Source organism: uncultured Roseobacter sp. (assembly GCF_947488185.1).
In the GTDB taxonomy this organism is placed as follows: Bacteria; Pseudomonadota; Alphaproteobacteria; order Rhodobacterales; family Rhodobacteraceae; genus Roseobacter.
Genome location: NZ_CANKYM010000001.1, coordinates 955,739 through 980,272, shown reverse-complemented (window position 1 = coordinate 980,272; position 24,534 = coordinate 955,739). Strand labels below are relative to the sequence as shown.

At 59.9% G+C, this 24,534-nt stretch carries 23 protein-coding genes; 12 read left to right on the top strand and 11 right to left on the bottom strand.

What is annotated here, in order from left to right:
• Positions 1 to 8 precede the first annotated feature (8 nt).
• Positions 9 to 737 (top strand): metallophosphoesterase family protein, encoded by a 729-nt coding sequence (locus tag Q1A52_RS04905; RefSeq protein WP_300011608.1) that lies wholly within the window; start codon positions 9 to 11, stop codon positions 735 to 737.
• Here Q1A52_RS04905 and Q1A52_RS04900 read toward each other — a convergent pair.
• The 4 genes from Q1A52_RS04900 to Q1A52_RS04885 form a co-directional block, all read right to left on the bottom strand.
• On the bottom strand, positions 699 to 1,109 hold the full coding sequence (locus Q1A52_RS04900; RefSeq protein WP_300011605.1) for a hypothetical protein: 411 nt from the start codon (positions 1,107 to 1,109) through the stop codon (positions 699 to 701). The two genes, Q1A52_RS04905 and Q1A52_RS04900, sit on opposite strands and share 39 nt — an antisense overlap.
• The gene (tdh, locus tag Q1A52_RS04895; protein WP_300011602.1) at positions 1,097 to 2,137 is read right to left on the bottom strand and encodes an L-threonine 3-dehydrogenase; all 1,041 of its coding nucleotides are present in this window, start codon (positions 2,135 to 2,137) and stop codon (positions 1,097 to 1,099) included. Before tdh ends, Q1A52_RS04900 begins: the two co-directional genes overlap by 13 nt.
• A 25-nt stretch (positions 2,138 to 2,162) precedes the next feature.
• Positions 2,163 to 3,350: a glycine C-acetyltransferase gene (locus tag Q1A52_RS04890; protein WP_300011599.1), complete on the bottom strand. Its 1,188-nt coding sequence runs from the start codon at positions 3,348 to 3,350 to the stop codon at positions 2,163 to 2,165.
• Positions 3,351 to 3,443: 93 nt separating this feature from the next.
• The gene (locus Q1A52_RS04885; RefSeq protein ID WP_300012185.1) at positions 3,444 to 4,010 is read right to left on the bottom strand and encodes a helix-turn-helix domain-containing protein; all 567 of its coding nucleotides are present in this window, start codon (positions 4,008 to 4,010) and stop codon (positions 3,444 to 3,446) included.
• A 124-nt stretch (positions 4,011 to 4,134) separates the two neighbouring features.
• Between Q1A52_RS04885 and Q1A52_RS04880 the strand changes: the two genes are divergently transcribed.
• Positions 4,135 to 5,313 (top strand): acetyl-CoA C-acyltransferase family protein, encoded by a 1,179-nt coding sequence (locus Q1A52_RS04880; RefSeq protein ID WP_300011596.1) that lies wholly within the window; start codon positions 4,135 to 4,137, stop codon positions 5,311 to 5,313.
• Positions 5,314 to 5,342: 29 nt separating this feature from the next.
• On the opposite strand, the gene ubiB is transcribed toward Q1A52_RS04880, so the two are convergent.
• Positions 5,343 to 6,890: a 2-polyprenylphenol 6-hydroxylase gene (ubiB, locus tag Q1A52_RS04875; protein ID WP_300011594.1), complete on the bottom strand. Its 1,548-nt coding sequence runs from the start codon at positions 6,888 to 6,890 to the stop codon at positions 5,343 to 5,345.
• A 104-nt stretch (positions 6,891 to 6,994) separates the two neighbouring features.
• Complete coding sequence (gene ubiE, locus Q1A52_RS04870) at positions 6,995 to 7,747, bottom strand: bifunctional demethylmenaquinone methyltransferase/2-methoxy-6-polyprenyl-1,4-benzoquinol methylase UbiE (protein ID WP_300011591.1); 753 nt, start codon at positions 7,745 to 7,747, stop codon at positions 6,995 to 6,997.
• Positions 7,748 to 7,834: 87 nt separating this feature from the next.
• On the opposite strand from ubiE, the gene mutM reads away from it, so the two are divergent.
• The 9 genes from mutM to gyrB all read left to right on the top strand — a co-directional run bounded on the left by mutM (position 7,835) and on the right by gyrB (position 18,564).
• Entirely contained in the window at positions 7,835 to 8,686 is an 852-nt protein-coding gene (mutM, locus tag Q1A52_RS04865) for a bifunctional DNA-formamidopyrimidine glycosylase/DNA-(apurinic or apyrimidinic site) lyase (protein WP_300011588.1), read from the top strand.
• A gap of 64 nt (positions 8,687 to 8,750) precedes the next feature.
• The gene (locus Q1A52_RS04860; RefSeq protein WP_300011586.1) at positions 8,751 to 9,527 is read left to right on the top strand and encodes an enoyl-CoA hydratase; all 777 of its coding nucleotides are present in this window, start codon (positions 8,751 to 8,753) and stop codon (positions 9,525 to 9,527) included.
• A gap of 142 nt (positions 9,528 to 9,669) precedes the next feature.
• Positions 9,670 to 10,731: a PAS domain-containing sensor histidine kinase gene (locus tag Q1A52_RS04855; RefSeq protein WP_300011584.1), complete on the top strand. Its 1,062-nt coding sequence runs from the start codon at positions 9,670 to 9,672 to the stop codon at positions 10,729 to 10,731.
• A gap of 158 nt (positions 10,732 to 10,889) precedes the next feature.
• Positions 10,890 to 11,153 (top strand): 30S ribosomal protein S20, encoded by a 264-nt coding sequence (rpsT, locus tag Q1A52_RS04850; RefSeq protein ID WP_299779902.1) that lies wholly within the window; start codon positions 10,890 to 10,892, stop codon positions 11,151 to 11,153.
• Between the two features lie 527 nt (positions 11,154 to 11,680).
• Positions 11,681 to 13,042, top strand: coding sequence for a chromosomal replication initiator protein DnaA (gene dnaA, locus Q1A52_RS04845; protein WP_299825940.1), 1,362 nt, complete (start codon positions 11,681 to 11,683; stop codon positions 13,040 to 13,042).
• A 143-nt stretch (positions 13,043 to 13,185) separates the two neighbouring features.
• Positions 13,186 to 14,304, top strand: a complete 1,119-nt coding sequence (gene dnaN, locus Q1A52_RS04840) for a DNA polymerase III subunit beta (RefSeq protein WP_299779906.1) — start codon at positions 13,186 to 13,188, stop codon at positions 14,302 to 14,304.
• A gap of 46 nt (positions 14,305 to 14,350) precedes the next feature.
• A complete protein-coding gene (gene recF / locus Q1A52_RS04835) occupies positions 14,351 to 15,454 on the top strand; it encodes a DNA replication/repair protein RecF (RefSeq protein ID WP_300011580.1) in 1,104 nt (367 codons plus the stop codon).
• Positions 15,451 to 16,071: a LysE family translocator gene (locus Q1A52_RS04830; RefSeq protein ID WP_300011577.1), complete on the top strand. Its 621-nt coding sequence runs from the start codon at positions 15,451 to 15,453 to the stop codon at positions 16,069 to 16,071. The genes recF and Q1A52_RS04830 overlap by 4 nt, the downstream gene beginning before the upstream one ends.
• 78 nt (positions 16,072 to 16,149) lie before the next feature.
• Positions 16,150 to 18,564 (top strand): DNA topoisomerase (ATP-hydrolyzing) subunit B, encoded by a 2,415-nt coding sequence (gene gyrB / locus Q1A52_RS04825; protein ID WP_300011574.1) that lies wholly within the window; start codon positions 16,150 to 16,152, stop codon positions 18,562 to 18,564.
• 19 nt (positions 18,565 to 18,583) lie between these two features.
• On the opposite strand, the gene Q1A52_RS04820 is transcribed toward gyrB, so the two are convergent.
• Entirely contained in the window at positions 18,584 to 19,387 is an 804-nt protein-coding gene (locus Q1A52_RS04820; protein WP_300011571.1) for an enoyl-CoA hydratase, read from the bottom strand.
• A gap of 71 nt (positions 19,388 to 19,458) precedes the next feature.
• Positions 19,459 to 20,403, bottom strand: coding sequence for a fatty acid desaturase (locus tag Q1A52_RS04815; protein WP_300011568.1), 945 nt, complete (start codon positions 20,401 to 20,403; stop codon positions 19,459 to 19,461).
• A 177-nt stretch (positions 20,404 to 20,580) separates the two neighbouring features.
• Here Q1A52_RS04815 and Q1A52_RS04810 point away from each other — a divergent pair, with 177 nt between their 5' ends.
• Positions 20,581 to 21,405: a helix-turn-helix domain-containing protein gene (locus tag Q1A52_RS04810; RefSeq protein WP_195821073.1), complete on the top strand. Its 825-nt coding sequence runs from the start codon at positions 20,581 to 20,583 to the stop codon at positions 21,403 to 21,405.
• Between the two features lie 3 nt (positions 21,406 to 21,408).
• On the opposite strand, the gene Q1A52_RS04805 is transcribed toward Q1A52_RS04810, so the two are convergent.
• From Q1A52_RS04805 to Q1A52_RS04795, 3 genes are read right to left on the bottom strand one after another with little or no spacing between them, the layout of a single operon-like run.
• Positions 21,409 to 21,843, bottom strand: coding sequence for a thioesterase family protein (locus tag Q1A52_RS04805; protein WP_300011565.1), 435 nt, complete (start codon positions 21,841 to 21,843; stop codon positions 21,409 to 21,411).
• Positions 21,844 to 21,880: 37 nt separating this feature from the next.
• Complete coding sequence (gene cueR / locus Q1A52_RS04800; RefSeq protein ID WP_300011562.1) at positions 21,881 to 22,279, bottom strand: Cu(I)-responsive transcriptional regulator; 399 nt, start codon at positions 22,277 to 22,279, stop codon at positions 21,881 to 21,883.
• Positions 22,276 to 24,531, bottom strand: a complete 2,256-nt coding sequence (locus Q1A52_RS04795) for a heavy metal translocating P-type ATPase (RefSeq protein ID WP_300011559.1) — start codon at positions 24,529 to 24,531, stop codon at positions 22,276 to 22,278. Before Q1A52_RS04795 ends, cueR begins: the two co-directional genes overlap by 4 nt.
• Between the last annotated feature and the right edge of the window lie 3 nt (positions 24,532 to 24,534).

Genomic DNA, 24,534 nt, shown 5'->3' with positions numbered 1-24,534 from the left:
GAGCATTCATGACCAACCCGATCTATGCCATTGGTGACGTGCACGGACAGCTGGAGGAACTTCAACGGGTTCTGGCCCTGATCGAAGCGGATGGCGGACCCGATGCACAGGTGGTGCTGGTTGGGGATTATGTTGACCGCGGGCCCGACAGTCGCGGCGTTCTTCAGTTCCTGATCGACGCGGCGGCCGCAGGCCGCAACTGGGTCACGCTCAAGGGAAACCATGACCGCTATCTCAGTCGCTTTCTCGACGATACGATCGTGTATGATCCCGCCACCCGGCCCGACCTGTCGTGGTTCAACCCGCGTCTGGGCGGAGACAAGACCATGGCCGCTTATGGCGTTGAGGCCAATGAAACCATCCCCCCAACCGTGATCCGCAAAGCAGCTCTCGCCGCAGTGCCGCAGGCGCATCGCGATTTTCTGTCCAGGCTGCCGCTGATGCATGAAACAGAGAACCTACTGTTCGTGCACGCGGGCATCCGGCCCGGTATCGCACTGGACAAGCAGGTCGAAGACGACCTGATCTGGATCAGGGCACCCTTTCTGGATCATCAAGGGTCTCACGGGCCACTGGTGGTGCACGGCCACACCGCGCTCGAGCATCCGGAACACGCTGGAAATCGGGTCAATCTGGATGGAGGGGCGGGGTATTTCCGCCCGCTGCATGCCGCCGTTTTCGAAGGACGCGCGTGCTGGCTACTCTCCGAGACGGGACGCATCCCGTTGCGGCCATAGTGCCGCCCCCAGACACAACCATCCCAGAAGGCCCTGCCCGTGGTGGCTGAGGTCGCTTTTGGCGGAAAAGCCAAGCAGTTTCACCAGAAACAAGGGCGATGGCGGGTCTTGAACCACCCATTGCGGGGTCAACCCGTCAAAGATCAGCAGATAGTAGCCGTAGTAAGCCTGCGGCGAAATCCAGACGAATGCGCCAAAAAGCACCACCCCCACAAAGGCCCGCAGGATGAGACTGCGCGCGCGCGACAACCGCCACGCGAGAAAAACGGTGCCAGCCGCCAGCATAACGGACACCAGCACCAACCCGACCTGACCGGCGAGTGAAAGCGTGAAAAAACTGTCCTGCGCGTAGATGCCGTCTATCCCGTCCAATCCAACACAACCTTGCCCGAGCTGCCGGATTTCATGGCAGCAAAACCTGCCTTAAAATCATCAACCGGAAAACGATGTGTGATCACCCGGCTGACGTCCAAGCCGTTCTGCAGCATGGCAATCATCTTGTACCAGGTCTCGAAAATCTCGCGCCCATAGACGCCCTTGATCGTGATCGCCTTGAAGACGATGCGGCTCCAATCCACAGGGCTCTTCCCCGGCGGAATGCCCAGCATGGCGATGCGACCTCCCATGGTCATCGCCTCGACCATCTGATCCAGTGCGCGCTGGTTTCCCGACATCTCGAGGCCCACGTCGAAGCCCTGCTTCATCTTCAGATCAGAGACTGTTGTGGCCAGATCGGCCTCGGCCACGTTCACCGGCACCACATCGGCGACCTCTGCGGCCAGCGCCAGACGGTCCGGGTTCACATCCGTAATCACCACATGCCGAGCCCCCACATGCCGCGCGACCGCCGCCGCCATAATGCCGATGGGACCGGCACCCGTGATCAGCACGTCCTCTCCCACAAGGTCAAAGCTGAGCGCGGTATGCACCGCATTTCCCAAAGGATCGAGGATCGCGCCGATGTCGTCGGAAATCTCATCCGGCAGCGGAACGACATTAAAGGCGGGCAGCCTGAGGTATTGGGCAAAGGCGCCCTGCTCATTCACGCCAATACCGCGCGTGCCGGGATCAAGGTGAAACTTGCCTGCACGGCTCTGCCGGGAGGTTTTGCCAATCAGATGCCCCTCGCCAGAGCAGCGCTGACCGATTGTCAAATCCGTCACGTTAGAGCCTGTTTCCACGATCACACCGGCAAACTCATGGCCGGTGATCATCGGAACCGGCACGGTATGCGCCGCCCAATCGTCCCAGTTCCAGATGTGAATGTCGGTGCCGCAAATGCCGGTCTTGCTGATCTTGATCAGCACGTCATCCGGGCCGATCTCCGGCACCGGCGCATGGGTCATCCACAACCCCTCGCGCGGATGCAGTTTGGAAAGTGCCTTCATTTCATTGTTCATCAAATATGCCCTTCGCACCATCGCGTCACGCGATTACGCCGCACGCCCTGCCCGCGGCCTCAAAGGCACCGAGCGCCTTGTCCAATTCGCCGCGGGTCAAAGACGCATTCATCTGCGTCCGGATCCGCGCCTGGCCGCGCGGCACTACGGGGAAAAAAAACCCGGACACGAAAACACCCTCTTCGAACAGTTTCGCCGCCATCTCCTGCGCCAGCTGCGCCTCACCGAGCATCACCGGCACAATCGGATGTTCGCCCGGCAGCAGATCGAAGCCCAGCTTTTCCAACCCTGCGCGCCAATAGGCGGTGTTTTCGAACAACCGCGCCCGCAAATCGTCCCCTTTTTCCACCAGCTCCAACGCCTTGATCCCAGCAGCAACAATGGATGGCGGCAACGAGTTGGAGAAAAGATAAGGCCGCGCTCGCTGGCGCAACAGATCGATGACAGGTTGCGGCCCCGCAATATAGCCACCGATCGCCCCGCCCAGCGCCTTACCAAGCGTGCCTGTGAGAATATCAACGTCGACACCCGCATGTGCAGGTGTTCCTGCCCCTTTCGGACCCATGAACCCGGTGGCGTGGCAATCATCAACCATCACCATCGCCCCATATTTCTCGGCCAAAGCCTTGATATCAGACAGTTTCGCCAGATAACCGTCCATACTGAACACGCCATCCGTGGCGACCAGAATAAACCGGGCGCCCTCTTCACGGGCAAGCTTCAACTGCCCTTCCAGATCCGTCATATCCGAATTGGCATAGCGGTATCTTTTCGCTTTGCAGAGCCTGATCCCATCAATGATCGACGCGTGGTTCAAGGCATCGGATACCACGGCATCCTCGGGCCCCAAAAGAGGTTCGAATAGCCCGCCATTCGCATCAAAACAGGCAGCAAACAGAATGGAATCGTCCATACCCAGAAAGGCCGCAAGCTCCTGCTCCAGCTCCCGATGAATGTCTTGCGTACCACAGATGAAACGTACGGAGGCCATGCCAAAACCGCGCGGGTCCATCGCCTCCTTGGCGGCCGCGATCAGCTCCGGATGGTCCGCAAGCCCCAGATAGTTGTTGGCACAGAGGTTGATGACCTCACGCGGACCCACCGAGATCTGCCCGCTTTGCGGAGATGTGATCATGCGCTCGCGCTTCATCATGCCATCCGCCTCGATCTGAGCGAGGGTTTCGGTGATGTGCTGCAGATAGGCTTGCGTCATGATGAGACTCCTTTTGCCATCCATCTAACATAACGGATGCGCCTCCGAAATAGGGGATTTCATGATAGCGGATTTTTTCCGGTATTTCGGATATCAAGCATTCTGCACGACGAGAAAGGCCCGGACGTCGCCCGTTTCCGCGGCGATCCTATGCGTCACATCCGCAGCATAGCGCGCAGTATCGCCTACGTTCAGCGTACTCGACACCTCACCGCTGGTGACCGTCACCGCGCCATCGATCACGGTCAGATGTTCACGCGCGCCCCGCGCATGGGGTTGGCTGTCGAGCATACCTCCTTTGGCGATCGTCAGTTCATAGACCTCATGCCGTCCTGCGTCCTCGGGCGGGGACAGGATGCGAATACGGCAGCCGGAGCCAAGATTGTCGATGGTGGGCACCTCTGCAGCCCGCAGCGTTTCGATCTGCGCAACGTCCGAGGCACCGTCAAGCAGCCCTGCGAAATCGACCTGCAGCGCCCGCGTCAGGTTCCACAGCGTTGCAATCGTCGGGCTGCTTTCGCCCCGTTCGATCTGGCTGACCATGGAACGCGACACGCCCGACAGCTTGGCCACCGCATCCAGTGACAGATCCTGCGCACGCCGCGCCGCTTTGAGCCGGGCGGGCAATTGCGTCAGGATGGCATTATCGGTTTCCGTCATATCGGAGACATCGCCGATGTGCAGGATTGTTGTCAATTGAAACTGCGGCGCTGACGGGACGTCGTTGCTGACAACCGCGCTTTGCGCCAACATAAGGTGCAGAGGATCAACCGGGGAGGCCGCCATGACCAAAGACATCGTGATACTGGACGGAGCACGCACCGCCATCGGCACATTTGGGGGCGCCCTGGCAGGAACGCCGCCCATCGACCTGGGCACGGTTGCGGCCAAGGCGGCGCTGGAGCGGTCGGGTGTGGACGGTGCACAGATCGGCCATGTGGCCTTTGGACATGTGATCAACACCGAGCCGCGGGATATGTACCTCAGCCGTGTCGCCGCAATGCAAGCGGGCGTGCCGGACACGGTGCCCGCGATGAATGTGAACCGCTTGTGCGGCTCCGGCGTGCAGGCAATTGTCTCGGTCGTGCAATCGCTGATGCTGGGCGACGCCGAGTTTGGTCTGGCAGGCGGGGCGGAGAATATGTCCCGTTCTCCCTTCATCGTGCCGCAGCAGCGCTGGGGCGCGAAGATGGGCGACATCAAAACGCTGGATATGATGCTGGGCGCGCTCAACTGCCCCTTTGGCACCGGTCATATGGGGGTCACGGCGGAGAACGTCGCGGCAGAGCACGACATCACACGGGAACAGCAGGACGCCTTTGCGCTGGAGAGCCAGACGCGGGCGGCAGCGGCCATCGAAGCGGGCCATTTTGCCGGGCAAATCACACCGGTAGAGGTACGGGTCAAGCGCGACATGGTTGCCTTCGAGACAGATGAACACCCCAAGGCGACGACAGCGGAGGCGCTCTCCGGTCTGCGCGCGGTGTTCCAGAAAGATGGCTCCGTGACGGCGGGCAATGCCAGTGGGATCAACGATGGCGCCGGCGCGCTGGTTCTGGCCACGGCGGAGGCCGCCGAGAAGGCCGGGCTGAAACCGAGGGCCCGCATCCTGGGGTATGCGCATGCGGGTGTACGACCCGAGGTCATGGGCATTGGACCGGTCCCGGCGGTGGAAAACCTGTTGGCGCGGACCGGCCTGCAGGCCAGCGATTTCGATGTGATCGAAAGCAACGAGGCCTTTGCCGCACAGGCGCTGGCGGTCAGCAAAAACCTCGGTTTTGACCCCGCGAAGGTGAACCCCAACGGCGGTGCGATTGCCTTGGGCCACCCGGTTGGCGCGACGGGCGCGATCATCACGGTCAAGGCGCTCTATGAGCTGGAACGCATTCAGGGGTCCAAGGCGTTGATCACGATGTGTATTGGCGGCGGTCAGGGCATTGCCCTGGCCATTGAGCGTTTGTAGTCGGCGACAGCCAAGCCGCCGCTACAGTCTTAGAAGAACGTCAAATCCACGAGAACTAGCGTGAGCGTGGCACCGGTACCAATGGCGATCCCGAACACGATCGCCAGGAGAACCCTTTGCATCAAACCAGGTTTCGACGCGAGCTCTTCCGGGTTGCTCTGACGGACCAGCGCAGCCTCGACCATCCCCGGCAATCTCGGACCAAACCGGGCAACAACACGTGCGGTTTTTGTCAGGTCGCTCAGTACCGCTTTGGGTCCGATGGATTTGGAAATGTAGTCGGTCACGATGGGGGCCGCGACCTGCCAGATATTCATCTGCGGGTTGAGTGAACGCGCCACTCCTTCGACCACCACCATCGTACGTTGCAGCAGGATCAGTTCGGTCCGCGTTTCCATGCCGAAGCGTTCGGTCACCTCGAAGAGGTAGTTCAGCAGACGGCCCATTGAAATCTTGGACGCATCCATGCCGAAAATCGGCTCCCCAACGGCACGCAGCGCACGGGCGAATTCATCCACATCCTTGTCAGCAGGCACGTAACCGGCCTCGAAATGCACCTCGGCCACGCGTTTGTAATCCTTGCGGATGAAACCAAAGAGGATCTCCGCATAGACCCGGCGGGTGTATTCGTCGATGTGTCCCATGATGCCGAAGTCATAGGCAACGATATCGCCATTGGGCGCGACCTTGAGGTTGCCCTGGTGCATGTCCGCGTGGAAGTAGCCGTCCCGCAGCGCGTGGTTGAGGAAGAGTTGCAACACGCGTTCGCTGAGCGCCACACGATCATGCCCTGCCGCGTCAATCGCATCATTGTCGCCCATCGGGGCACCATCCGCCCAGCCCAGCGTCATGACGCGGCGGGCGGAATACTCCCACTTCATCTGTGGTAGCTGAAACCCGGCGTCGTCTTTGGTATTGGCCGCGAATTCGGACGCGGCAGAGGATTCCAGACGCAGGTCCAATTCGCCACGCACGACACCATCGAAGTGTTCGATCACCTCCATCGGACGCAGGCGGCGGGAGCCCGGCGAGAAAATCTCCACCATGCGCGCCGCAAGGTAGAAGGCGTCAACGTCTTTGCGAAACGCCTTTTCGATGCCCGGGCGCAGGACCTTGACGGCGACGGCCTCGCCGGTGCTGGCTAAGGTGGCTTTGTGCACCTGGGCAATCGACGCCGCCGCGACCGGTTCGCTGAACTCGGAAAACATCTGATCGACGGGCATGCCTAATTCGCGCTGCACCTCCTCCTTGGCTTCCTGCACCGAAAAGGGCGGCAGTTTGTCCTGCAGGACGCGCAGTTGCAGCGCCAGCTCGTCGCCCACGACGTCGGGGCGGGTCGAGAGAATCTGGCCGAACTTGATGTAGGCGGGGCCGAGCGCGGTGAGGGCGCGGGTGGCGGGCGGCATCGCCGGATCGCCCTTGTACCCCAGCCATTTGAACGGCAGACCCAGCGTGCGGGCGACAAATCGCAAGGTCGGCGGCGCTTCGAAAGCGTCGAGCACGACATTCATGGCGCCCGTACGTTCCAGCGTGGCACCGGTGCGGATGAGCCGCCAGATGTTGTGGGGACCACGCATGGGTTATCCTCTGGTATCGCCGTGCGGGCGCGAGGCGACCCGCCGGGGGCGCTGCCCCCGATCCCCCGGCATATTGACGGAACAATGAAGAGGGGCGCGCGGCGTCACAGCTTCCAGCCCGAATGCAGGCAGGCCACGCCCATGGTCAGATTGCGGTATTTGGCGTTTTCGAAGCCTGCATCGCGGATCATGGCGAGGAAGCTTTCCTGATCGGGGAAGTTGCGGATCGATTCGACGAGGTATTGGTAGCTATCGCGATCGTTTGCGATGATCTGGCCCATGCGTGGGATCACGTTGAAACTGTAGAGGTCATAGGCCTTTTGCATCGCGGGGTTGGGTAGTTGGCTGAATTCGAGCACCATGCACCGACCGCCGGGTTTGAGCACGCGGTAAGCCTCATGCAGCGCGTCCTGTGGGCGGGTTACGTTCCGGATGCCGAAGCTGATGGTGTAGACATCAAAACTGTTGTCTTCGAAGGGCAGCGCCATCGCATCACCCACCACCCAATCGAGGCTGTCCTGCATCTGTGCGGCCTCGGCGCGCTGGCGTCCTTCGACCAGCATCGGCTCTGTCAGGTCGAGCACGGAGGCGTGACCGAAGCCGGCGCGTTTGAGGAACCGGAACGAGATGTCGCCTGTGCCGCCCGCCACGTCGAGCAGCTTTTGCCCGGGGCGCGGCGCAAGCCAATCCATCATCGCGTCTTTCCAGAGCCGGTGAATGCCGCCCGACATCACATCGTTCATGATGTCGTATTTGCTGGCGACGGAGGAGAAAACGCCCTGCACGCGTCCGGCCTTTTCACCCTCGGGAACAGTCTCGAACCCGAAGTGGGTGGTTTTGTCTTTGGTATCTGTCATCGGCTCTTGTAGTCCCTGCGCTTCGCGCTTTGTTATAGGGCTCTGAGAGCCATGCACAATGCGGCCCTTTCGTCACAGGGAGACAAGATGCCCGAACTGCCCGAAGTTGAGACCGTCCGGCGCGGGCTGACCCCGGCCATGCAGGGCGTGCGGATTGAGAAGGCCGAGGTCAATCGACCTGATCTGCGCTGGCCCTTTCCTGAGAGCATGGCAGATCGGCTCACCGGACAGCGCGTGGAACAGTTGCGGCGGCGCTCGAAGTATATTCTGGCCGATCTGAGTTCTGGTGAAACACTGCTCATTCATCTTGGCATGTCGGGTCGGATGCTGGTGTCGGGTGATCCGTTGGGGCAATTCGTGCATGACCACCCTGCCCCGGAGAAACACGACCATGTTGTCCTGCATATGGAGAACGGCGCGCGGATCACCTTTAACGACCCGCGACGGTTCGGGGCGATGGATCTGATGCCGACGCAAGGTGCGGAGCACCACAAGCTGCTGTCTGTTCTGGGGCCGGAACCCCTGGGCAATGACTTTCACGAGGCGCATCTGATCGACGCCTTCAGGGGCAAGATGAGCCCGGTGAAATCAGCCTTGCTCGACCAGAGAATTGTTGCGGGACTGGGCAACATCTACGTATGCGAAGCCCTCTATCGCGCAAAAATCAGGCCGACACGCAAAGCGGGGCGTATTTCTGCCCCCCGGGTTGCCGGGCTTGTTCCGATCATTCGCGCAGTGCTGTCAGAGGCCATTGAGGCGGGCGGTTCGTCCCTGCGCGATTTTCGGCAAGCCGATGGCGAGCTTGGATATTTCCAGCACAACTTTGACGTCTATGGCCGCGAAGGAGCGCCTTGCCGTACCCCCGATTGCCCCGGCGTCATTGGGCGAATCGTGCAATCGGGACGCTCATCTTTCTTCTGCGCGCAATGCCAAAGATAGCTTGAACCTCGGGTGCGCATGGTATTGAGTCGAAGTTCCAGACAACAATCGAGAGCTCCTTTCAATGGCCTATGAGACGATCATCGTTGACGTAGAGAACCATGTCGCACAGATCACGCTGAACCGGCCCGATGCATTGAATGCGCTGAATGACGAGTTGATGAAAGAACTGGCCGACGCGCTGGCAGAGGCGCAGGCCAACGAGAAGGTCCGGTGCATCATCATCACCGGGTCTGAGAAAGCCTTTGCCGCGGGCGCGGACATCGCGATGATGAAGGACAAGACCTTTGTCGAAGCGTTTTCCGGGGATCTGTTCACGCCTGAGACCGACCAGATCATGCGGGTGCGCAAGCCCATTATCGCCGCTGTGTCAGGATACGCTCTGGGCGGCGGCTGTGAACTGGCGATGATGTGTGATTTCATCATCTGCTCGGACACCGCCAAGTTTGGCCAGCCGGAAATCAATCTGGGCGTGGTTGCGGGCATTGGCGGAACGCAACGGCTGACCCGCATTGTCGGCAAATCCAAGGCGATGGACATGAACCTGACGGGTCGGTTCATGGACGCGGAAGAGGCGGAGCGGTCCGGTCTCGTCTCCCGCGTGGTGGCGTGCAAGAAACTGCTGGAAGAAGCACATAGTGCTGCACAAAAAATCGCCGAAAAATCGATGGTCTCCGTGATGGTTGTCAAAGAAGCCGTCAACCGTGCCTATGAAGTGCCGCTGCGCGAGGGCCTGCTTTTCGAGCGGCGGATGTTCCATTCGCTTTTTGCCACCGAAGACCAATCCGAAGGCATGTCCGCCTTTCTGGAAAAGCGCGAAGCTCAATTTCGCGACAAGTAGGCGCTACGCGGCCGCTTGAGCAACGCAGGACTCCTCGAAAGACATCCCTGGCCATTACATTCTACTGCAAAAGGTCAACGTTGATTTTTGATATGGGCATCCGTAAGAATTCGTCCTTAGGTTGAATAGATGCGAGCCGCAGGTGGTTGGAAAGATAGACAGATACAGTCTGACATGGCGGGTCACCCCGGACCTGTTGGGCATTCTCGACAAATCCGGTGTGTTCACCGATACGAATCCAGCCTGGTTCACGACACTCGGCCGACTGCCCGAAGATATTGAAAACAGGAAGTTTTTCGACTTTATTCACCCCGATGATATCCCGAAAACCGAACAGGCCTTTGTCGATATTCAGAACGGTGAACCCATCCTGAATTTCGAAAACAGGTACCAGCATAAGGACGGTAGTTATCGTTGGCTGTCCTGGAACGCGGTGCCCGAGGAAAACCTGTTCTTTTGCAGCGCCCGCGACATCACAGACGCCAAGGACAACGAAAAGTCGCTCCGGACCAGAGAAGACGAAGCGCAGCTGCGCGAGCAGTTCATCGCGGTGCTGAGCCATGACCTGCGCACCCCGATTGCAGCGGTCAGTTCCGCAATCTGGACCGCGTTGCGGCAGGAACAGACGGAAAAGTCACGCAGGCTGTTGACGACGGCGGAGTTATCACTGGGTCGGATGACGGCGCTCATCTCCGACGTCATGGATTTTGCGCGGGCGCGTCTTGGCGGGGATATCGGGATCGCCCCGAAGCAGACTGTTGAGCTGACACCCATTCTGGCGCAGGTGGTTCAGGAAATTCGGTTGTCCAATCCTGATACGACTATCATCGAAGACTTTCACTTTCTCGACAACGTGCAGTGTGACGGAGACCGGATCGGCCAGTTGCTGTCGAACCTTGTCTCAAACGCGGTTTTTCACGGCGACCAGGATGAACCCGTTCGTGTCCGCGCCTTTGACGAAGGCAAAAATCTTGTTCTGACCGTCGCGAATTTCGGGAAACCGATCCCACAAGCGGCGCAGGAAAAGCTGTTCGAACCCTTCACCCGCGCCGAGCTGCGACAATCCCAGAACGGGCTGGGGTTGGGGTTGTTCATCGCCAAACAAATCGCCTTGGGACATGGGGGGACATTGAGCGTGACCTCCGACGAAATCGAAACCGAATTCCGGCTTGTCCTGCCCAAGAAGGCCCCCGCACCGGACTGAATTTGCCGTTTGCAAATCCTGCCAGCTTCTTTATAGAGCGCCCGATACATGCGCGTGCAGCCCGCTTTGGCTAGAATCACCTTTGGTTGAATATCAACCGAAACGGGGGGCACCGTGCAATCGAGACACATTGAACCCTTAGAAAAGGTGACGCACACATGGCCAATTCGCCACAGTCCAAGAAACGCGCCCGTCAGAACGAGGCCCGCTTTCAAGTCAACAAAGCGCGTCGTTCGCGCATCCGTACCTATCTGCGCAAAGTCGAGGAAGCGATTGCTTCCGGAGACAAGGACGCCGCGGCAAGCGCTCTGAAAGCAGCACAACCCGAATTGATGCGTGGTGTGACAAAAGGTGTCTTCCACAAAAATACTGCAGCGCGGAAAGTCTCCCGTCTGTCTGCACGCGTCAAAGCACTGGGGTAACGCTCCCCAAAAACAGCGATGAAAAGCGCCGATTCTTCGGCGCTTTTTTGCATTTATGAGACTCTTTCCGCGTGGCCGGAGATTCTTTTTTGAAAATTCAGAGTCAAGAATGAAGTTCAGTTGCCGTGCCGCTCACGAACTTGCTACCAGTGTATAGCGATTCATTTCGCCATGGGGGGACAGGCTCTGATCGGTCACTTCGCACTGCAGCGAAGACTATGACATCAGGGACTGGGCGCTGCGGGTAACCGTAACGCCTTCAGTCTGCAAAAGCTGCGCAAACAGCGTTTTGCCCTGTCAAAAAAGAGCGGACGGTGTCGTCTGACGGGGTAGCGCTTCCGAGCAATCGGAAACGTATTTCGATCAGGCTTTGCCTAATCTGTATATGTCCGTCGGACGTTCACCTGTTTCCGTGTGGGAGCGGGACAGGAGAACTATGCCTGCGGAACGAAGATAGAGACGGTGGGGCATACCAAACATGGGTGCTGCGCCGGAATTGGGAACGCTAAAGGGAAAACAGGTCAAACATGACTAAAGAAAAGTGGGGGCAGTTGAGGCAGAGACTGCTGAAGACCGTAGGGCAAAACAACTACACGAATTGGATTGAGCCAATCGAGTTTCGCGCCGCAAACGATGGAATTGCAACATTTGATGTACCGACCAACTTTCTGGGAAACTACGTTAACCAAAACTTTGCGGATCTGATCCTACATGAGCTGAAGACAGAAGATCCTACTGTGCGCCGCCTGTGCTTTGCCGTGCCCGCACCCGTGGGTGCACAGGAGACAGCAATGCAAGACCAGCCAACGGTAGCACCACGTGCTGCGAAACCCGCAAACTCCGGCACGCTGACCACCGCGCCACTGGACAAGCGCTTTACATTCGACACTTTTGTTGTCGGTAAGCCCAATGAGTTGGCCCATGCCGCCGCGCGGCGCGTGGCAGAAGGCGGGCCGGTGACATTCAATCCGCTCTTTCTCTACGGTGGTGTCGGCCTTGGTAAAACGCACCTGATGCATGCCATTGCTCATGAGTTGCGTCAGCGTCGTCCCGAAATGAATGTCCTCTACCTCTCGGCCGAGCAGTTCATGTATCGCTTTGTTCAGGCTTTGCGGGACCGTAAAATGATGGATTTCAAGGAAATCTTCCGGTCCGTTGACGTGTTGATGGTGGATGACGTGCAATTCATCGCGGGCAAGGATTCCACGCAGGAGGAGTTCTTTCACACGTTCAACGCGCTGGTTGATCAAAACAAGCAGATCATTATTTCCGCCGACCGGGCACCGGGCGAAATCAAGGACCTTGAAGATCGCGTGAAGTCGCGTCTGCAATGCGGGTTGGTGGTCGATCTGCACCCGACGGACTACGAGCTGCGGCTCGGCATCCTGCAGAGCAAGGTTGAACAGCAGCGCGCCAATTATCCGGGTCTTGAGGTCGAAGCGGGTGTGCTTGAGTTCCTCGCGCACCGGATTTCGACCAACGTGCGTGTGCTTGAGGGCGCGTTGACGCGGCTTTTTGCCTTTGCCTCGCTTGTCGGGCGCGAGATCAACATGGAACTGACGCAGGATTGCCTGTCGGACGTGCTGCGCGCCTCGGAACGCAAGATCACGGTCGAGGAAATCCAGCGCAAGGTCTCGGATCACTACAACATACGGCTTTCCGACATGATCGGACCCAAACGCCTGCGGTCCTATGCCCGGCCACGGCAGGTCGCGATGTATCTGTGCAAGAAGATGACCAGCCGGTCGCTGCCCGAGATCGGGCGCCGTTTTGGCGGGCGTGACCACACCACGGTCATGCACGGGGTCAAGCGGATCGAAGAACTGAAGTCGCAGGACGGCCAGATTGCCGAAGACCTCGAATTGCTGCGCCGCGCGCTGGAAGAATAGTCACACATCCGGCCCGCAGCCTTGCAAAAGGGCTGCGGGTCTTGACGCCCTGCCCTTTCCAACAGACAAACCAATAAAAGTCTTGTGAAGTCGGTGGAACAGGGTAATTTGCCTGTCCCGACTGGTGGGAAGGATAAGGCATCATGAAGATCAGCATCGAACGCGCAGCCCTGCTCAAGGCGGTGTCTCAGGCACAGTCCGTCGTGGAGCGGCGTAACACGATCCCCATCCTTGCCAATGTGTTGATCGAAGCCGAAGGCAGCGACGTGAGCTTCCGCGCCACCGATCTGGACATCGAGGTTGTCGACAAGGCCCCGGCCCAGGTCGAACGCGCCGGCGCCACCACTGTTTCCGCAACCACCCTGCATGAAATCGTACGCAAATTGCCGGATGGCGCGCTGGTCACACTCACCGCCGATGGCGCGACGGGTCGGCTGACTGTCGAGGCAGGTCGGTCGAACTTCTCGCTGGCAACGCTGCCGAAAGAAGACTTCCCGGTCATGGCATCATCTGAATATGCCTCGAACTTCTCGGCCCCGGCGCCAGTGTTGCGACGGCTTTTTGACAAATCGAAATTCGCGATCTCGACCGAGGAGACCCGGTATTATCTGAACGGTGTCTACATGCATGTCTCGGATGCGGAAGGCGGCCAGGTGCTGCGCTGCGTGGCGACCGATGGTCACCGGCTGGCCCGGATCGACGCCGATCTGCCGGAAGGTGCCGCGGATATGCCTGGGGTGATCGTCCCCCGCAAGACCGTCGGCGAATTGCGCAAGCTGCTGGACGATGACGAGATGAAAATCGCGGTATCGGTGTCGGAAACCAAGGTGCGCTTCGCCACGCCCGATATTACCCTAACCTCGAAGGTCATCGACGGTACCTTCCCCGACTACACCCGCGTCATCCCGCAGGGCAATACACGCAAGCTGGAGGTGGACGCCTCCGACTTTGCGCAGGCCGTGGACCGGGTGGCGACAGTGAGCTCCGAACGCTCCCGCGCGGTGAAGCTGCAACTGGACGAAGACCGGCTGGTGCTGTCGGTGAATGCGCCGGATTCCGGGGCCGCCGAGGAAGAATTGGCTGTGGCCTACGGTGATGAACGGCTGGAGATTGGCTTCAACGCCAAGTATTTGTTGGAGATTGCCAGCCAGGTGGATCGTGAAAATGCGGTGTTCCTGTTCAACTCCTCCGGTGATCCGACGCTGATGCGGGAAGGCAATGATCAATCCGCAGTCTATGTAGTCATGCCGATGCGCGTTTAATTTTTGCCTCCGGCGGGCATATTTTTGGAACAATGAAAGCCGGGCGATGGCGCTGTATCTGACATCGCTGACCCTGTCGCATTTCCGGTCGCACAAGCTAGGGCGGCTGGCCTTGGACGGTCGACCTGTAGCGCTGTATGGGGCGAATGGGGCAGGTAAGACCAATGTGCTGGAGGCCGTCTCGCTGTTCTCTCCGGGACGGGGACTGCGCCGGTCCAGTGCTGAGGATATGACACGGCGACCGGAGGCTTTGGGATGGAAGCTGTCTGGGGTTTTGCAGTCGATGCACCAATTGCATGAGATCGAGATCTGGTCCGAGAACGGCGCGGCGCGACAGGTCAGGATCGATGACAAACCCGCAGCACAGGTGGCGCTGGGGCGGATTGCGCGGGTTTTGTGGCTGATCCCGGCAATGGACCGTTTGTGGATCGAAGGGGCCGAAGGGCGGCGGCGGTTCCTGGACCGGATGACGCTGAGTTTCGAGCCCGGGCATGCGGAGGCGACTTTGGCCTACGAGCGCGCGATGCGTGAACGGAACCGGCTTTTGAAGGATATGGTGCGGGACCCTGCGTGGTACGGGGCGCTTGAGGCGCAGATGGCCCAGTCGGGTGTTACCATCCATGCCAATCGCCGCGCGGCTTTGGCGCAGCTGGCCAAGGCGCAGACAGATGCGACCACTGCCTTCCCTGCAGCGACGCTGACGCTTACCCATGGAGAGGGCGAGTTGCCGGAGACCGAGGATGAGTTGCGCGCAGCATTGGCCGACAGCCGCCCGCGCGACATGGCCGCAGGACGCAGCCTGATCGGTCCCCACCGTGCTGATCTTTACGGAGTTTATCAGGCCAAGGATGTGCCGGCGAAAGACTGTTCAACCGGGGAGCAAAAGGCGCTTCTGGTTTCGCTGATCCTTGCCAATGCGCGGGCGCTGGCGCAGGATTTCGGCGCACCGCCGCTGCTGTTGCTCGACGAGGTTGCTGCTCATCTCGACCCGGACCGGCGCGCGGCACTCTACGATGAAATCGCAGCCCTCGGCGCGCAGGCCTGGATGACAGGTACGGAGCCTGCGCTTTTCGAAGCCCTGGGAGATCGCGCGCAATACATCGAAGTGCGCGATGTCGATGGCCTGTCCGATCTCGTACCCCGGTCATGAGCATCGCATGGTCTGATCTGATTTTATACGCGGGCGCGCTGGTGATCCTGTTTCTGACGCCCGGCCCGGTATGGCTGGCACTGATGGCGCGAGCACTGTCAGGCGGGTTTCGCGCCGCCTGGCCGCTTGCAGTCGGTGTCGCGGTGGGAGATATTCTGTGGCCGCTGGTTGCGGTGCTGGGCATCTCCTGGGTGCTATCGGTTTTTGATGTGTTCATGGCGGTGCTGCGGTGGGTTGCGTGCGGCGTATTCGTCGGCATGGGGCTCTTGCTGATCCGGCACGCGGATCAGAAGATCAGCACGGACAGCCGCCTGACGCGGCCCGGCCTCTGGCCCGGATTTCTCGCGGGTCTTGTTGCGATTCTCGGCAATCCCAAAGCAGTGCTCTTCTACATGGGCGTTCTGCCGGGATTCTTTGACCTGCGCAGCGTAACCGCGGGAGACGTCAGCGCGATCATCGCCGCATCGGTCGCCATCCCGCTCATCGGAAACCTCTTGCTGGCGGCCTGTGTGAGCCATGTGCGAGCCCTGATCACCGCACCTCGAACCCTGGCGCGCATCAATGTAATCTCCGGGTTTCTGCTGATCTTGGTCGGTGTGGTTCTGCCGGTCATCTGACACAAAATATTGTGCCTGTGACGTGACATTCCCCTTTAGAAACCTTATAAAATACCAAAAATACGAAGGTGTAGCGGCATGTCCGACAACGAGCAATCGCCAGAAGAATATGGCGCCAATTCCATCAAGGTTCTCAAAGGCTTAGAAGCTGTTCGCAAGCGCCCTGGCATGTACATCGGGGACACGGACGACGGCTCCGGTCTGCACCATATGGTCTATGAAGTCGTCGACAACGGCATCGACGAGGCGCTGGCCGGTCACGCGGATGCCGTTACCGTTACCATTCACGAGGATTCTTCCGTTTCCGTCAGCGACAACGGGCGCGGGATTCCGGTAGGGATTCACGAGGAAGAAGGCGTCTCAGCCGCCGAAGTGATTATGACCCAACTGCACGCAGGCGGGAAATTCGACAGCAATTCCTACAAGGTGTCGGGCGGTCTGCACGGGGTGGGCGTATCGGTGGTGAACGCGCTCAGCGATTGGCTTGAACTGCGCATTTGGCGGGAAGGCAAGGAGCATGTCGCGCGGTTCGAGGGCGGTTTTACCACCAAGCATCTCGAAGTCGTGGGACTGACGGAGCGGACGGGCACCGAAGTACGCTTCATGGCGTCGACGGACACCTTTTCCAACCTCGAATACTCCTTTGACGTGCTGGAGAAGCGTTTGCGGGAGCTGGCCTTCCTGAATTCCGGTGTGCGAATCATTCTGGTGGACGAACGGCCCGCCGAAAACCTGCGGTCAGAGCTGTTTTACGAAGGTGGCGTCAAGGAATTCGTGAAATACCTCGATCGCTCGAAATCCTCCGTGATGCCGGAGCCGATCTTCATTCAGGGAGAGCGCGACGAGATTGGCGTGGAAATCGCTATGTGGTGGAATGACAGCTACCACGAGAATGTGCTGCCCTTCACCAACAACATTCCGCAACGCGATGGCGGCACCCATATGGCGGGCTTTCGTGGCGCGCTGACACGGACGATCAACAATTACGCGCAATCGAGCGGGATTGCGAAGAAGGAAAAGGTCTCTTTCACCGGGGATGATGCGCGCGAAGGGCTGACCTGCGTGCTGTCGGTGAAGGTGCCGGACCCGAAATTCAGCTCGCAGACCAAGGACAAGCTGGTCAGTTCCGAGGTGCGCCCGGCGGTCGAGGGGTTGGTGAACGAAAAACTGGCCGAATGGTTCGAGGAAAACCCCAACGAGGCACGCATCGTCGTGGGCAAGATCATCGAGGCCGCACAGGCGCGGGAAGCCGCGCGCAAGGCCCGCGAGCTGACCCGGCGCAAGACGGCGATGGATGTGAATTTCCTTGCTGGGAAGCTGAAGGACTGTTCCGAGAAAGACCCGTCGAAGACCGAGGTTTTCCTTGTGGAGGGGGACTCTGCCGGGGGATCGGCCCAGACAGGCCGTGACCGGCAGACGCAGGCCATCCTGCCGCTGAAAGGGAAAATCCTGAACGTGGAACGGGCGCGGTTTGATCGCATGCTGTCCAGCCAGGAAATTGGCAATCTGGTGATGGCCCTGGGCACCGGCATCGGCCGCGATGAGTTCAACATCGAAAAGCTGCGCTACCACAAGATCGTGATCATGACGGACGCGGACGTGGACGGCGCGCATATCCGGACGCTGCTGCTCACGTTTTTCTACCGGCAGATGCCGGAGCTGATAGAGAACGGGCATCTCTATATTGCGCAACCGCCGCTTTATAAGGTCTCGCGCGGCAAATCCGAGGTCTATCTGAAAGATCAGGCGGCGATGGAGGATTATCTGATCCATCAGGGCATCGAAGGGGCTATGCTCAAGCAGGGCAATGGGGAAGAGATCACCGGGCAGGATCTGATGCGCGTCGTCGATCTCGCCCGCCAGATGCGCCGCGTGCTGGAGGCTTTCCCGACACATTACCCGCGCCATATTCTGGAACAGGCGGCGATTGCCGGTGCCTTTGCGCCTGGCGTTGTGGACGCGGATTTGCAGGGCACGGCGGATAAGGTCGCCGCTCGTCTGAACCTGATTGCGCCTGAATACGAACGCGGCTGGCAGGGGCGGATCACGCAGGATCACGGCATCCGGCTGGCGCGGATTCTGCGCGGCGTGGAAGAGGTGCGCACGCTTGACGGGCGCATCCTGCGCGGCGGCGAGGCCAAGCGAACCGGCAACTTTACCCGGAGCCTGCAAGATGTCTACAACCTGCCCGCCACGCTGGTCCGCAAGGACAGAACCCAGATGATCCTCGGTCCGATGGACCTGATGGATGCAATCCTGCAGGAGGGCGAAAAAGGCCTGTCACTGCAGCGCTACAAGGGTCTCGGTGAAATGAACCCGGATCAGCTCTGGGAAACCACGCTGGACCCCGACGCGCGCACGCTCTTGCAGGTCAAGGTGGACGACATGGCCGAGGCCGATGATCTTTTCACCAAGCTGATGGGAGATGTGGTGGAACCACGGCGCGAGTTCATCCAGCAGAACGCGCTGAGCGTGGAGAACCTCGATTTCTGACAAACAGCCTTGTTAGGGTCTAGTCGTCCGCCCATTCCGGCATCGGTTTCTTGGTGATGAAGGCATCGATCCCGCGTTCGGTATCGCGGGCCATCATGTTTTCCGCCATGGCGGCACCCGTGTACGCGTAGGCAGAGGCAAGGTCCATATCCGCCTGCTTATAGAACGCCTCCTTGCCGATTTTCACGGCGGCGGGGGCTTTCCCGACAATGGTGGCAGCCATCTTGCGCGTAGCGTCAGACACCTCCGCATCGGGCACGACGCTGTTGATCAATCCGATCTCTGCCGCCCTCTCCGCTGACTGGAATTCACCCAGCAGCAGCATTTCCATCGCCTGTTTCCGTGTCAAATTGCGCGACAGCGCCACCATGGGCGTGGAACAGAAAAGTCCGATATTCACGCCCGACGTGGCAAAACGCGCGGTTTGTGCCGCGACGGCCAGATCGCAGGTTGCAACCAGCTGGCAGCCTGCGGCGGTGGCGATGCCCTGCACCTCAGCGATCACCGGTTGCGGCAGGTTGACGATGGACATCATCATCTTGGAGCAGGTCTGGAACAGCGTATTGAAGTAGGCCTTGCCGCCGTCCGCATCCTGTCGCCGCGCGGTCATTTCCTTGAGGTTATGCCCCGCACAGAAATGGGCCCCCGCCCCCCGCAGGATAACGGCCCGAACCGCCCGATCCGAGGCGATTTGATCCAGGGCGGATTGTAGGGCCGCCAGCACGTCCTCTGACAGCGCATTCATGGATTTCGGGCGGTTTAGGGTGATCGTCGCGATGCCATCCGATTGATCCAGCAAAACTGGCGCGCTTGTCTCTGTCATGGCCGAATGTCCCTCTGATCCCGGATAGGCGGTATCAAAGCGGGAAGCGCGGCGCGACTGCAAGCAAAATGTCAGAGGCCGGTCGTCGGGGACTTCGCCGCGATGTCCTTCTCCAGGTGAAACGCCGGGTCCTGCCAGAGCAGATGTGGCACCGGGTCCTTGGTTTTCAGCAGAAACAACCCTGCGATTTGCGCGTAGGAGCGATAGGCATAGCCGCCATTGCGCTCCAGAAATGCGGAGCGTCGCGCCATGTAGTAACCCTGCAACCTGTACCACGGCAGACGCGGGCAGGCATGGTGCACCGCGTGCAGATTGTTCTTGAGAAACAGGAAGGACAGCAACCCACGGTCCTCGATGATCACGCTGCGGCAGCGGGCGCGTTCGTGGGCGCGGTGTTCCAGAAACGTCCGTATCTTGAGTATGGAATGGCTGGCATAGGCGCAAAGCAGGTAGAGCCAGACCGGCATATCTGCCATCCAGATCCACCAAAGCACGACGGGGATCAGGCCACCGGCGTGGAAAAGATATGCGTCTCTAATCTGGGTATTTCCTCGCAGAACTGCACGAAAATCATCCCGGTAGAAAACGAGTAGCGCAATGATTGGACCAACCAGCATGCGCCCCAGAAGCGTGTTGTTCCACGTATAGATCACGCGCCGCACCACACCCCATTTCGCCCAGACCGACGGATCGATGAAATTGCTTTCCGGATCGTCGTAGGGATCGGTGAGCGCGGGGTCGTGGTGGTGCGCCAGATGGGTGTCGCGAAAGCGTGGATAGGGAATGGCCAGGCCCAGTGCCGGAAACACAAAGGCAGTGTTTAGCGCCTCATTCCGGAAGGGATGCCCGTGCAACACTTCATGGCTGAATGAGGAATAAAGCGTCAGGGCGAGGGCGAGGAGAATGCCCGAAATCCAGGGTCCGAGCGCGTCATAGGAGGTGGTGGATATCGCGAAACCGACATAGCACATCACACCGATGATCACGGTCGGCCATTCGATGGCAGGAGTAGTCACGTCAGGGGACTTCAATTTTTCCCTTTCTTTCAATGAGGTGTGATGTGGTAAGATCCGCGCAATAGGGTGACGGAATTAGCAAATCTTGCAAGAGCGTGAATTTGCGTTGGATGCGTTACTTTCGTCACGCTTTCACGATTTTGTTGTGTTTCCGCGCAATTATTGGATACTCACAGCATGGATAAACGTGATCTCTCCGCCCAGTTCAAAGAACGCCTTGAACAGGTGCTGGCGTCGCATCCCGCCGGTAAGGGGCAATTTTTGCGCGATGTAGGCATGGACCGGTCCGCGCTCAGCCAGTTTCTCAACCCCGAGAGCGACCGCCTGCCCCGCGCGGAAACACTGCGCCGGATTGCGCGGGTCAGCGGGGTTTCGGTGGATTGGTTGCTCTGCCTCGAAAATGCGCCGGAAGGCCGCCAGGAGGTCGCGGAAAGCGTGCAGATTGAGAAAGCCGTGCAAGCGGATGGATCGACACCGCTGGATCAATGGCGCAGTGCCGCATCCGGTTTCAAGTTGCGCTATGTGCCTTCGACCCTACCCGATATGGTCAGCCTCGCCCCCGAACCGGAAACCAATGTGTCCGATGCCCGTGGCGGCGGGGTCGAGAACGTATTGGGCCAGATTTCTCTGGATGACATGGATGTCGAAATTGCCATGCCGGTGCAGACGTTACAGGATTTATCCGCGCGCAGCGGGCTCTGGCGGGGTGCCGATCCCGATCAATGTCGCGCACAACTTGCCTATATGGCGCGGGTGTGTCGCAAGAATTATCCGGCGCTGCGGCTGCACCTGTATGACGGGACGCAGACGTTTTCCGCCCCGTTCACCGTCTTCGGCAAACAGCGCGTCGCGCTTTACATTGGAGATGCCTATCTGGTGATCAGCAGCCCCGACCAGATCCGCGGGTTTGCCAAGCAGTTCGACAGGCTGGTGCGCCGCGCGATCATCGGGGCCGACAGGGTGCATGAGATGCTTTCAGAGCTCGCCGACAAGGTCCGTTGACGTCTAGTCCGGCAGTTTCGCGCCAGCGTCCAGGTAGTTCGACATACGGGACCTGATGTCTTCGGGCCAGGGCACCGGGCGCCCAGAACCCATATGCACGTAGACCAGTACCGGCGTCGCCGTCATGCGCAACTGGTCACCACATCGCGCCTTGACGCTCAGATGCGCGGACGTCCGGCCCAGCCGCAACACCGAGAGCGACCAGGTCAGCACATCGCCCATCTTGCTGGGGGCGGTGAATTCCGCCCCGATAGAAACAGTTGGCACCCCATGTCCCGATTCCATGTGCATTTTCGAAAACGAATGGTGCAGGCCGCTATCGTGCCATTCCTCAACGGTCTGGTTCACCATTTCAAAATATCGCGGGTAAAAGACGATGCCCGCCGGGTCGCAATGCTGGAACAGGACCTTGATGCGATGCTGGAAGATCTCATTCATGCGAGCACCCTGACGGGTCTGCCGCTGGCGTCAAGAGTCAAGCATGATCGTGATCCGCTGCCAGATCAGCCAGGATCGGACAATCGGGACGGTCGTTTCCGGCACAGGCATCGATGAGGTGAGACAGCGTTGCGCGCATCTGGCCCAGCTCAGCGATCTTGCGATCAATCTCGCCCAGATGGGATTTTGCCAGCTTTTTCACATCCGCACTGGCGCGTTTCTGATCGTTGTAAAGCCGCAGCAGGTCGCGGCAAGCATCTATCCCAAAACCCAAGGACCGCGCACGGCCAATGAAGGCCAGCTTGTGCAGATCACTGTCGGAAAATTGGCGGTACCCATTGGCACTGCGCGCGGGCGCGATCAGGCCGATATCCTCGTAGTACCGGATGGTTTTGACCGGCAACCCGGTGCTGCTGGCGACATCGGAAATATTCATGCGATCCCCCGTTTCAATCCACGCAGACGCAAGGCGTTGCTCAGCACGAAAAGGCTGGACAGCGCCATGGCGCCAGCCGCCAGTTGTGGTGACAAGAGCAGTCCCAGACTGGCATAGAGTACCCCGGCCGCGACCGGAATAAGCGCGGTGTTGTAGGCAAAGGCCCAAAACAGGTTCTGGCGGATGTTACGCATTGCGGCCTGGGAGACGGACAGGGCCGTGCTGACCCCGCGCAGATCACCGGACATCAGCACGACATCGGCTGCACCGATGGCGATATCCGTCCCACTGCCGATGGCGATCCCGACGTCCGCGCGGGCCAGAGCGGGCGCATCATTGATGCCGTCACCGACAAAGGCGACCTTGATACCCGCTGACCGAAACGTCTCTAACGCGGCCGTTTTTCCCCGTGGCATGACACCGGCGACAACCTCGTTGATCCCGATCCGGGCAGCCACGGCCTCTGCGGTTTCCTGTTTGTCGCCGGTGATCATGGCGACGCGGTGCCCCTGTTCCCGCAGTCTGGCGACCACATCCGCCGCGTTGGGCTTGATCTGATCGGACACCGCAATCAGCGCGGCTGGCTTGCTGTCTATGGCGGCAAAAAACACGGTTTTTCCCTGCGCTGCCAGTGTGTGCCCCTGCCCCAGCGCGTCGCCCAGATCGATGCCCTCTTCCTGCATCAGGCGGTCCGAACCCACCAGAACCATATGGCCGTCCACCGATCCTCTGGCCCCCAGCCCGCTGAGCGCTGTCACGTCACGTGCTTCTGGAACATGAGCGACATCCGCACGCGCGGCCTCGACGATCGCGCCTGCCACAGGGTGTTCAACCCGCGCCTCCACTGCCGCCACCAGCGCCAGGGCATGAGCCCGGTCAAAATCACCCAAGGCACTGAAGTCGGTCAACATGGGCTCCCCTTTTGTAAGCGTCCCCGTTTTGTCGAATGCAATCAGATCCATATCCGCCAGCGCCTGCAGGGCATCGCCCTTGCGGAACAGGACCCCGAGTTCCGCCGCACGCCCGGTGGCCACCATGATCGACGTTGGCGTGGCCAGGCCCATGGCGCAGGGGCAGGCAATGATCAGCACGGCAACACCTGCGACAAGCGCATGCGACACCACCGGTTCTGGCCCAAAAGCCAGCCAGATCACCACCGTCAGCGCGGCCAAACCAAGCACTGCCGGCACGAACCAGAGCGTCACCCGATCGACAAGGGCCTGAATGGGCAGCTTCGCGCCCTGGGCGTCCTGCACCATGCGGATAATCCCGGCGAGCACGGTGTCGGCCCCGACCCTTTTGGCATCGAGACGCAGACTGCCGGGACCATTGATTGTTCCCGCTGTCACTGGGTCGCCCAGGGACTTTTCCACCGGCATCGGTTCCCCGGTGATCATGCTTTCGTCGATGTGGCTGGCGCCTTCGATGACCACCGCGTCGACCGGCACCCGCTCTCCCGGACGCAGCAGGATGATGTCGCCTGGCACAATCTCATCGACAGCGACGGTTTGCGCGACCCCGCCCCGCAGCACTTGCGCCGTTTTGGGTTGTAGTTTCAGCAAGGACCGGATGGCCGCGCCAGTCTTGCCCTTGGCGCGCGCTTCCAGCCATCGGCCCAGCAGAATGAAGGTGATGATCACTGCCGCCGCTTCGAAATAGACCACCTGCGCAGCGGCAGGCAGCAATTCGGGCGCCAGAAGAACGCAGAGCGAGTACCCATAGGCGGCGGACGTCCCGACAGCGACAAGGCTGTTCATATCCGGTGCGCCCTTGCGCAGCGCTGACACACCGGCCACGTAGAACATCCGACCCGGCCCCAGCAAGATCCCCGTGGTGAGCAGCGCCTGTAGCCACCAGCTTTGGGTCGTGCCAAGCGTGCGGGCGATGAAGTGGTGGAATTCGGGGATCATATGTCCGCCCATTTCCAAAACGAAGACCGGCAAGGTCAAAAGCGCCGCAATCCATGTGCGTTTCCCAAGCGCGTCGGCCTGCGCGCTCTGGCGGTTGGCCTGGTCATCCGCGTCGCGACCCTGCAGGACTTTGGCAGGGTATCCGGCCTCCGTCGCCTGAAGCGCAAGGGTTTCCGCCGAAGGGCCATCGCCCCGCACGTGTACAGTTGCCTCTTCCGTCGCGAGATTGACGGCAACGTCAATGACACCCGGCACCTCCGCGAGGGCACGGTCCACCCGTCCCACGCAGGAGGCGCACGACATGTTTTCAACGGTCAGTGTGATCTTTTGAGTGTCCAGCACGCG

Coding starts and splice junctions, on each gene's coding strand:
- Q1A52_RS04860 (WP_300011586.1), top strand. CDS start 8,751: ATGGCCTATGAGACGATCATCGTTGACGTAGAGAACCATGTCGCACAG.
- rpsT (WP_299779902.1), top strand. CDS start 10,890: ATGGCCAATTCGCCACAGTCCAAGAAACGCGCCCGTCAGAACGAGGCC.
- dnaN (WP_299779906.1), top strand. CDS start 13,186: ATGAAGATCAGCATCGAACGCGCAGCCCTGCTCAAGGCGGTGTCTCAG.
- tdh (WP_300011602.1), bottom strand. CDS start 2,137: ATGAACAATGAAATGAAGGCACTTTCCAAACTGCATCCGCGCGAGGGG.
- Q1A52_RS04885 (WP_300012185.1), bottom strand. CDS start 4,010: ATGACGGAAACCGATAATGCCATCCTGACGCAATTGCCCGCCCGGCTC.
- Q1A52_RS04820 (WP_300011571.1), bottom strand. CDS start 19,387: ATGACAGAGACAAGCGCGCCAGTTTTGCTGGATCAATCGGATGGCATC.
- recF (WP_300011580.1), top strand. CDS start 14,351: ATGGCGCTGTATCTGACATCGCTGACCCTGTCGCATTTCCGGTCGCAC.
- Q1A52_RS04830 (WP_300011577.1), top strand. CDS start 15,451: ATGAGCATCGCATGGTCTGATCTGATTTTATACGCGGGCGCGCTGGTG.
- ubiB (WP_300011594.1), bottom strand. CDS start 6,890: ATGCGTGGTCCCCACAACATCTGGCGGCTCATCCGCACCGGTGCCACG.
- Q1A52_RS04880 (WP_300011596.1), top strand. CDS start 4,135: ATGACCAAAGACATCGTGATACTGGACGGAGCACGCACCGCCATCGGC.
- mutM (WP_300011588.1), top strand. CDS start 7,835: ATGCCCGAACTGCCCGAAGTTGAGACCGTCCGGCGCGGGCTGACCCCG.
- Q1A52_RS04905 (WP_300011608.1), top strand. CDS start 9: ATGACCAACCCGATCTATGCCATTGGTGACGTGCACGGACAGCTGGAG.
- Q1A52_RS04890 (WP_300011599.1), bottom strand. CDS start 3,350: ATGACGCAAGCCTATCTGCAGCACATCACCGAAACCCTCGCTCAGATC.
- ubiE (WP_300011591.1), bottom strand. CDS start 7,747: ATGACAGATACCAAAGACAAAACCACCCACTTCGGGTTCGAGACTGTT.
- cueR (WP_300011562.1), bottom strand. CDS start 22,279: ATGAATATTTCCGATGTCGCCAGCAGCACCGGGTTGCCGGTCAAAACC.
- gyrB (WP_300011574.1), top strand. CDS start 16,150: ATGTCCGACAACGAGCAATCGCCAGAAGAATATGGCGCCAATTCCATC.
- dnaA (WP_299825940.1), top strand. CDS start 11,681: ATGACTAAAGAAAAGTGGGGGCAGTTGAGGCAGAGACTGCTGAAGACC.
- Q1A52_RS04810 (WP_195821073.1), top strand. CDS start 20,581: ATGGATAAACGTGATCTCTCCGCCCAGTTCAAAGAACGCCTTGAACAG.
- Q1A52_RS04805 (WP_300011565.1), bottom strand. CDS start 21,843: ATGAATGAGATCTTCCAGCATCGCATCAAGGTCCTGTTCCAGCATTGC.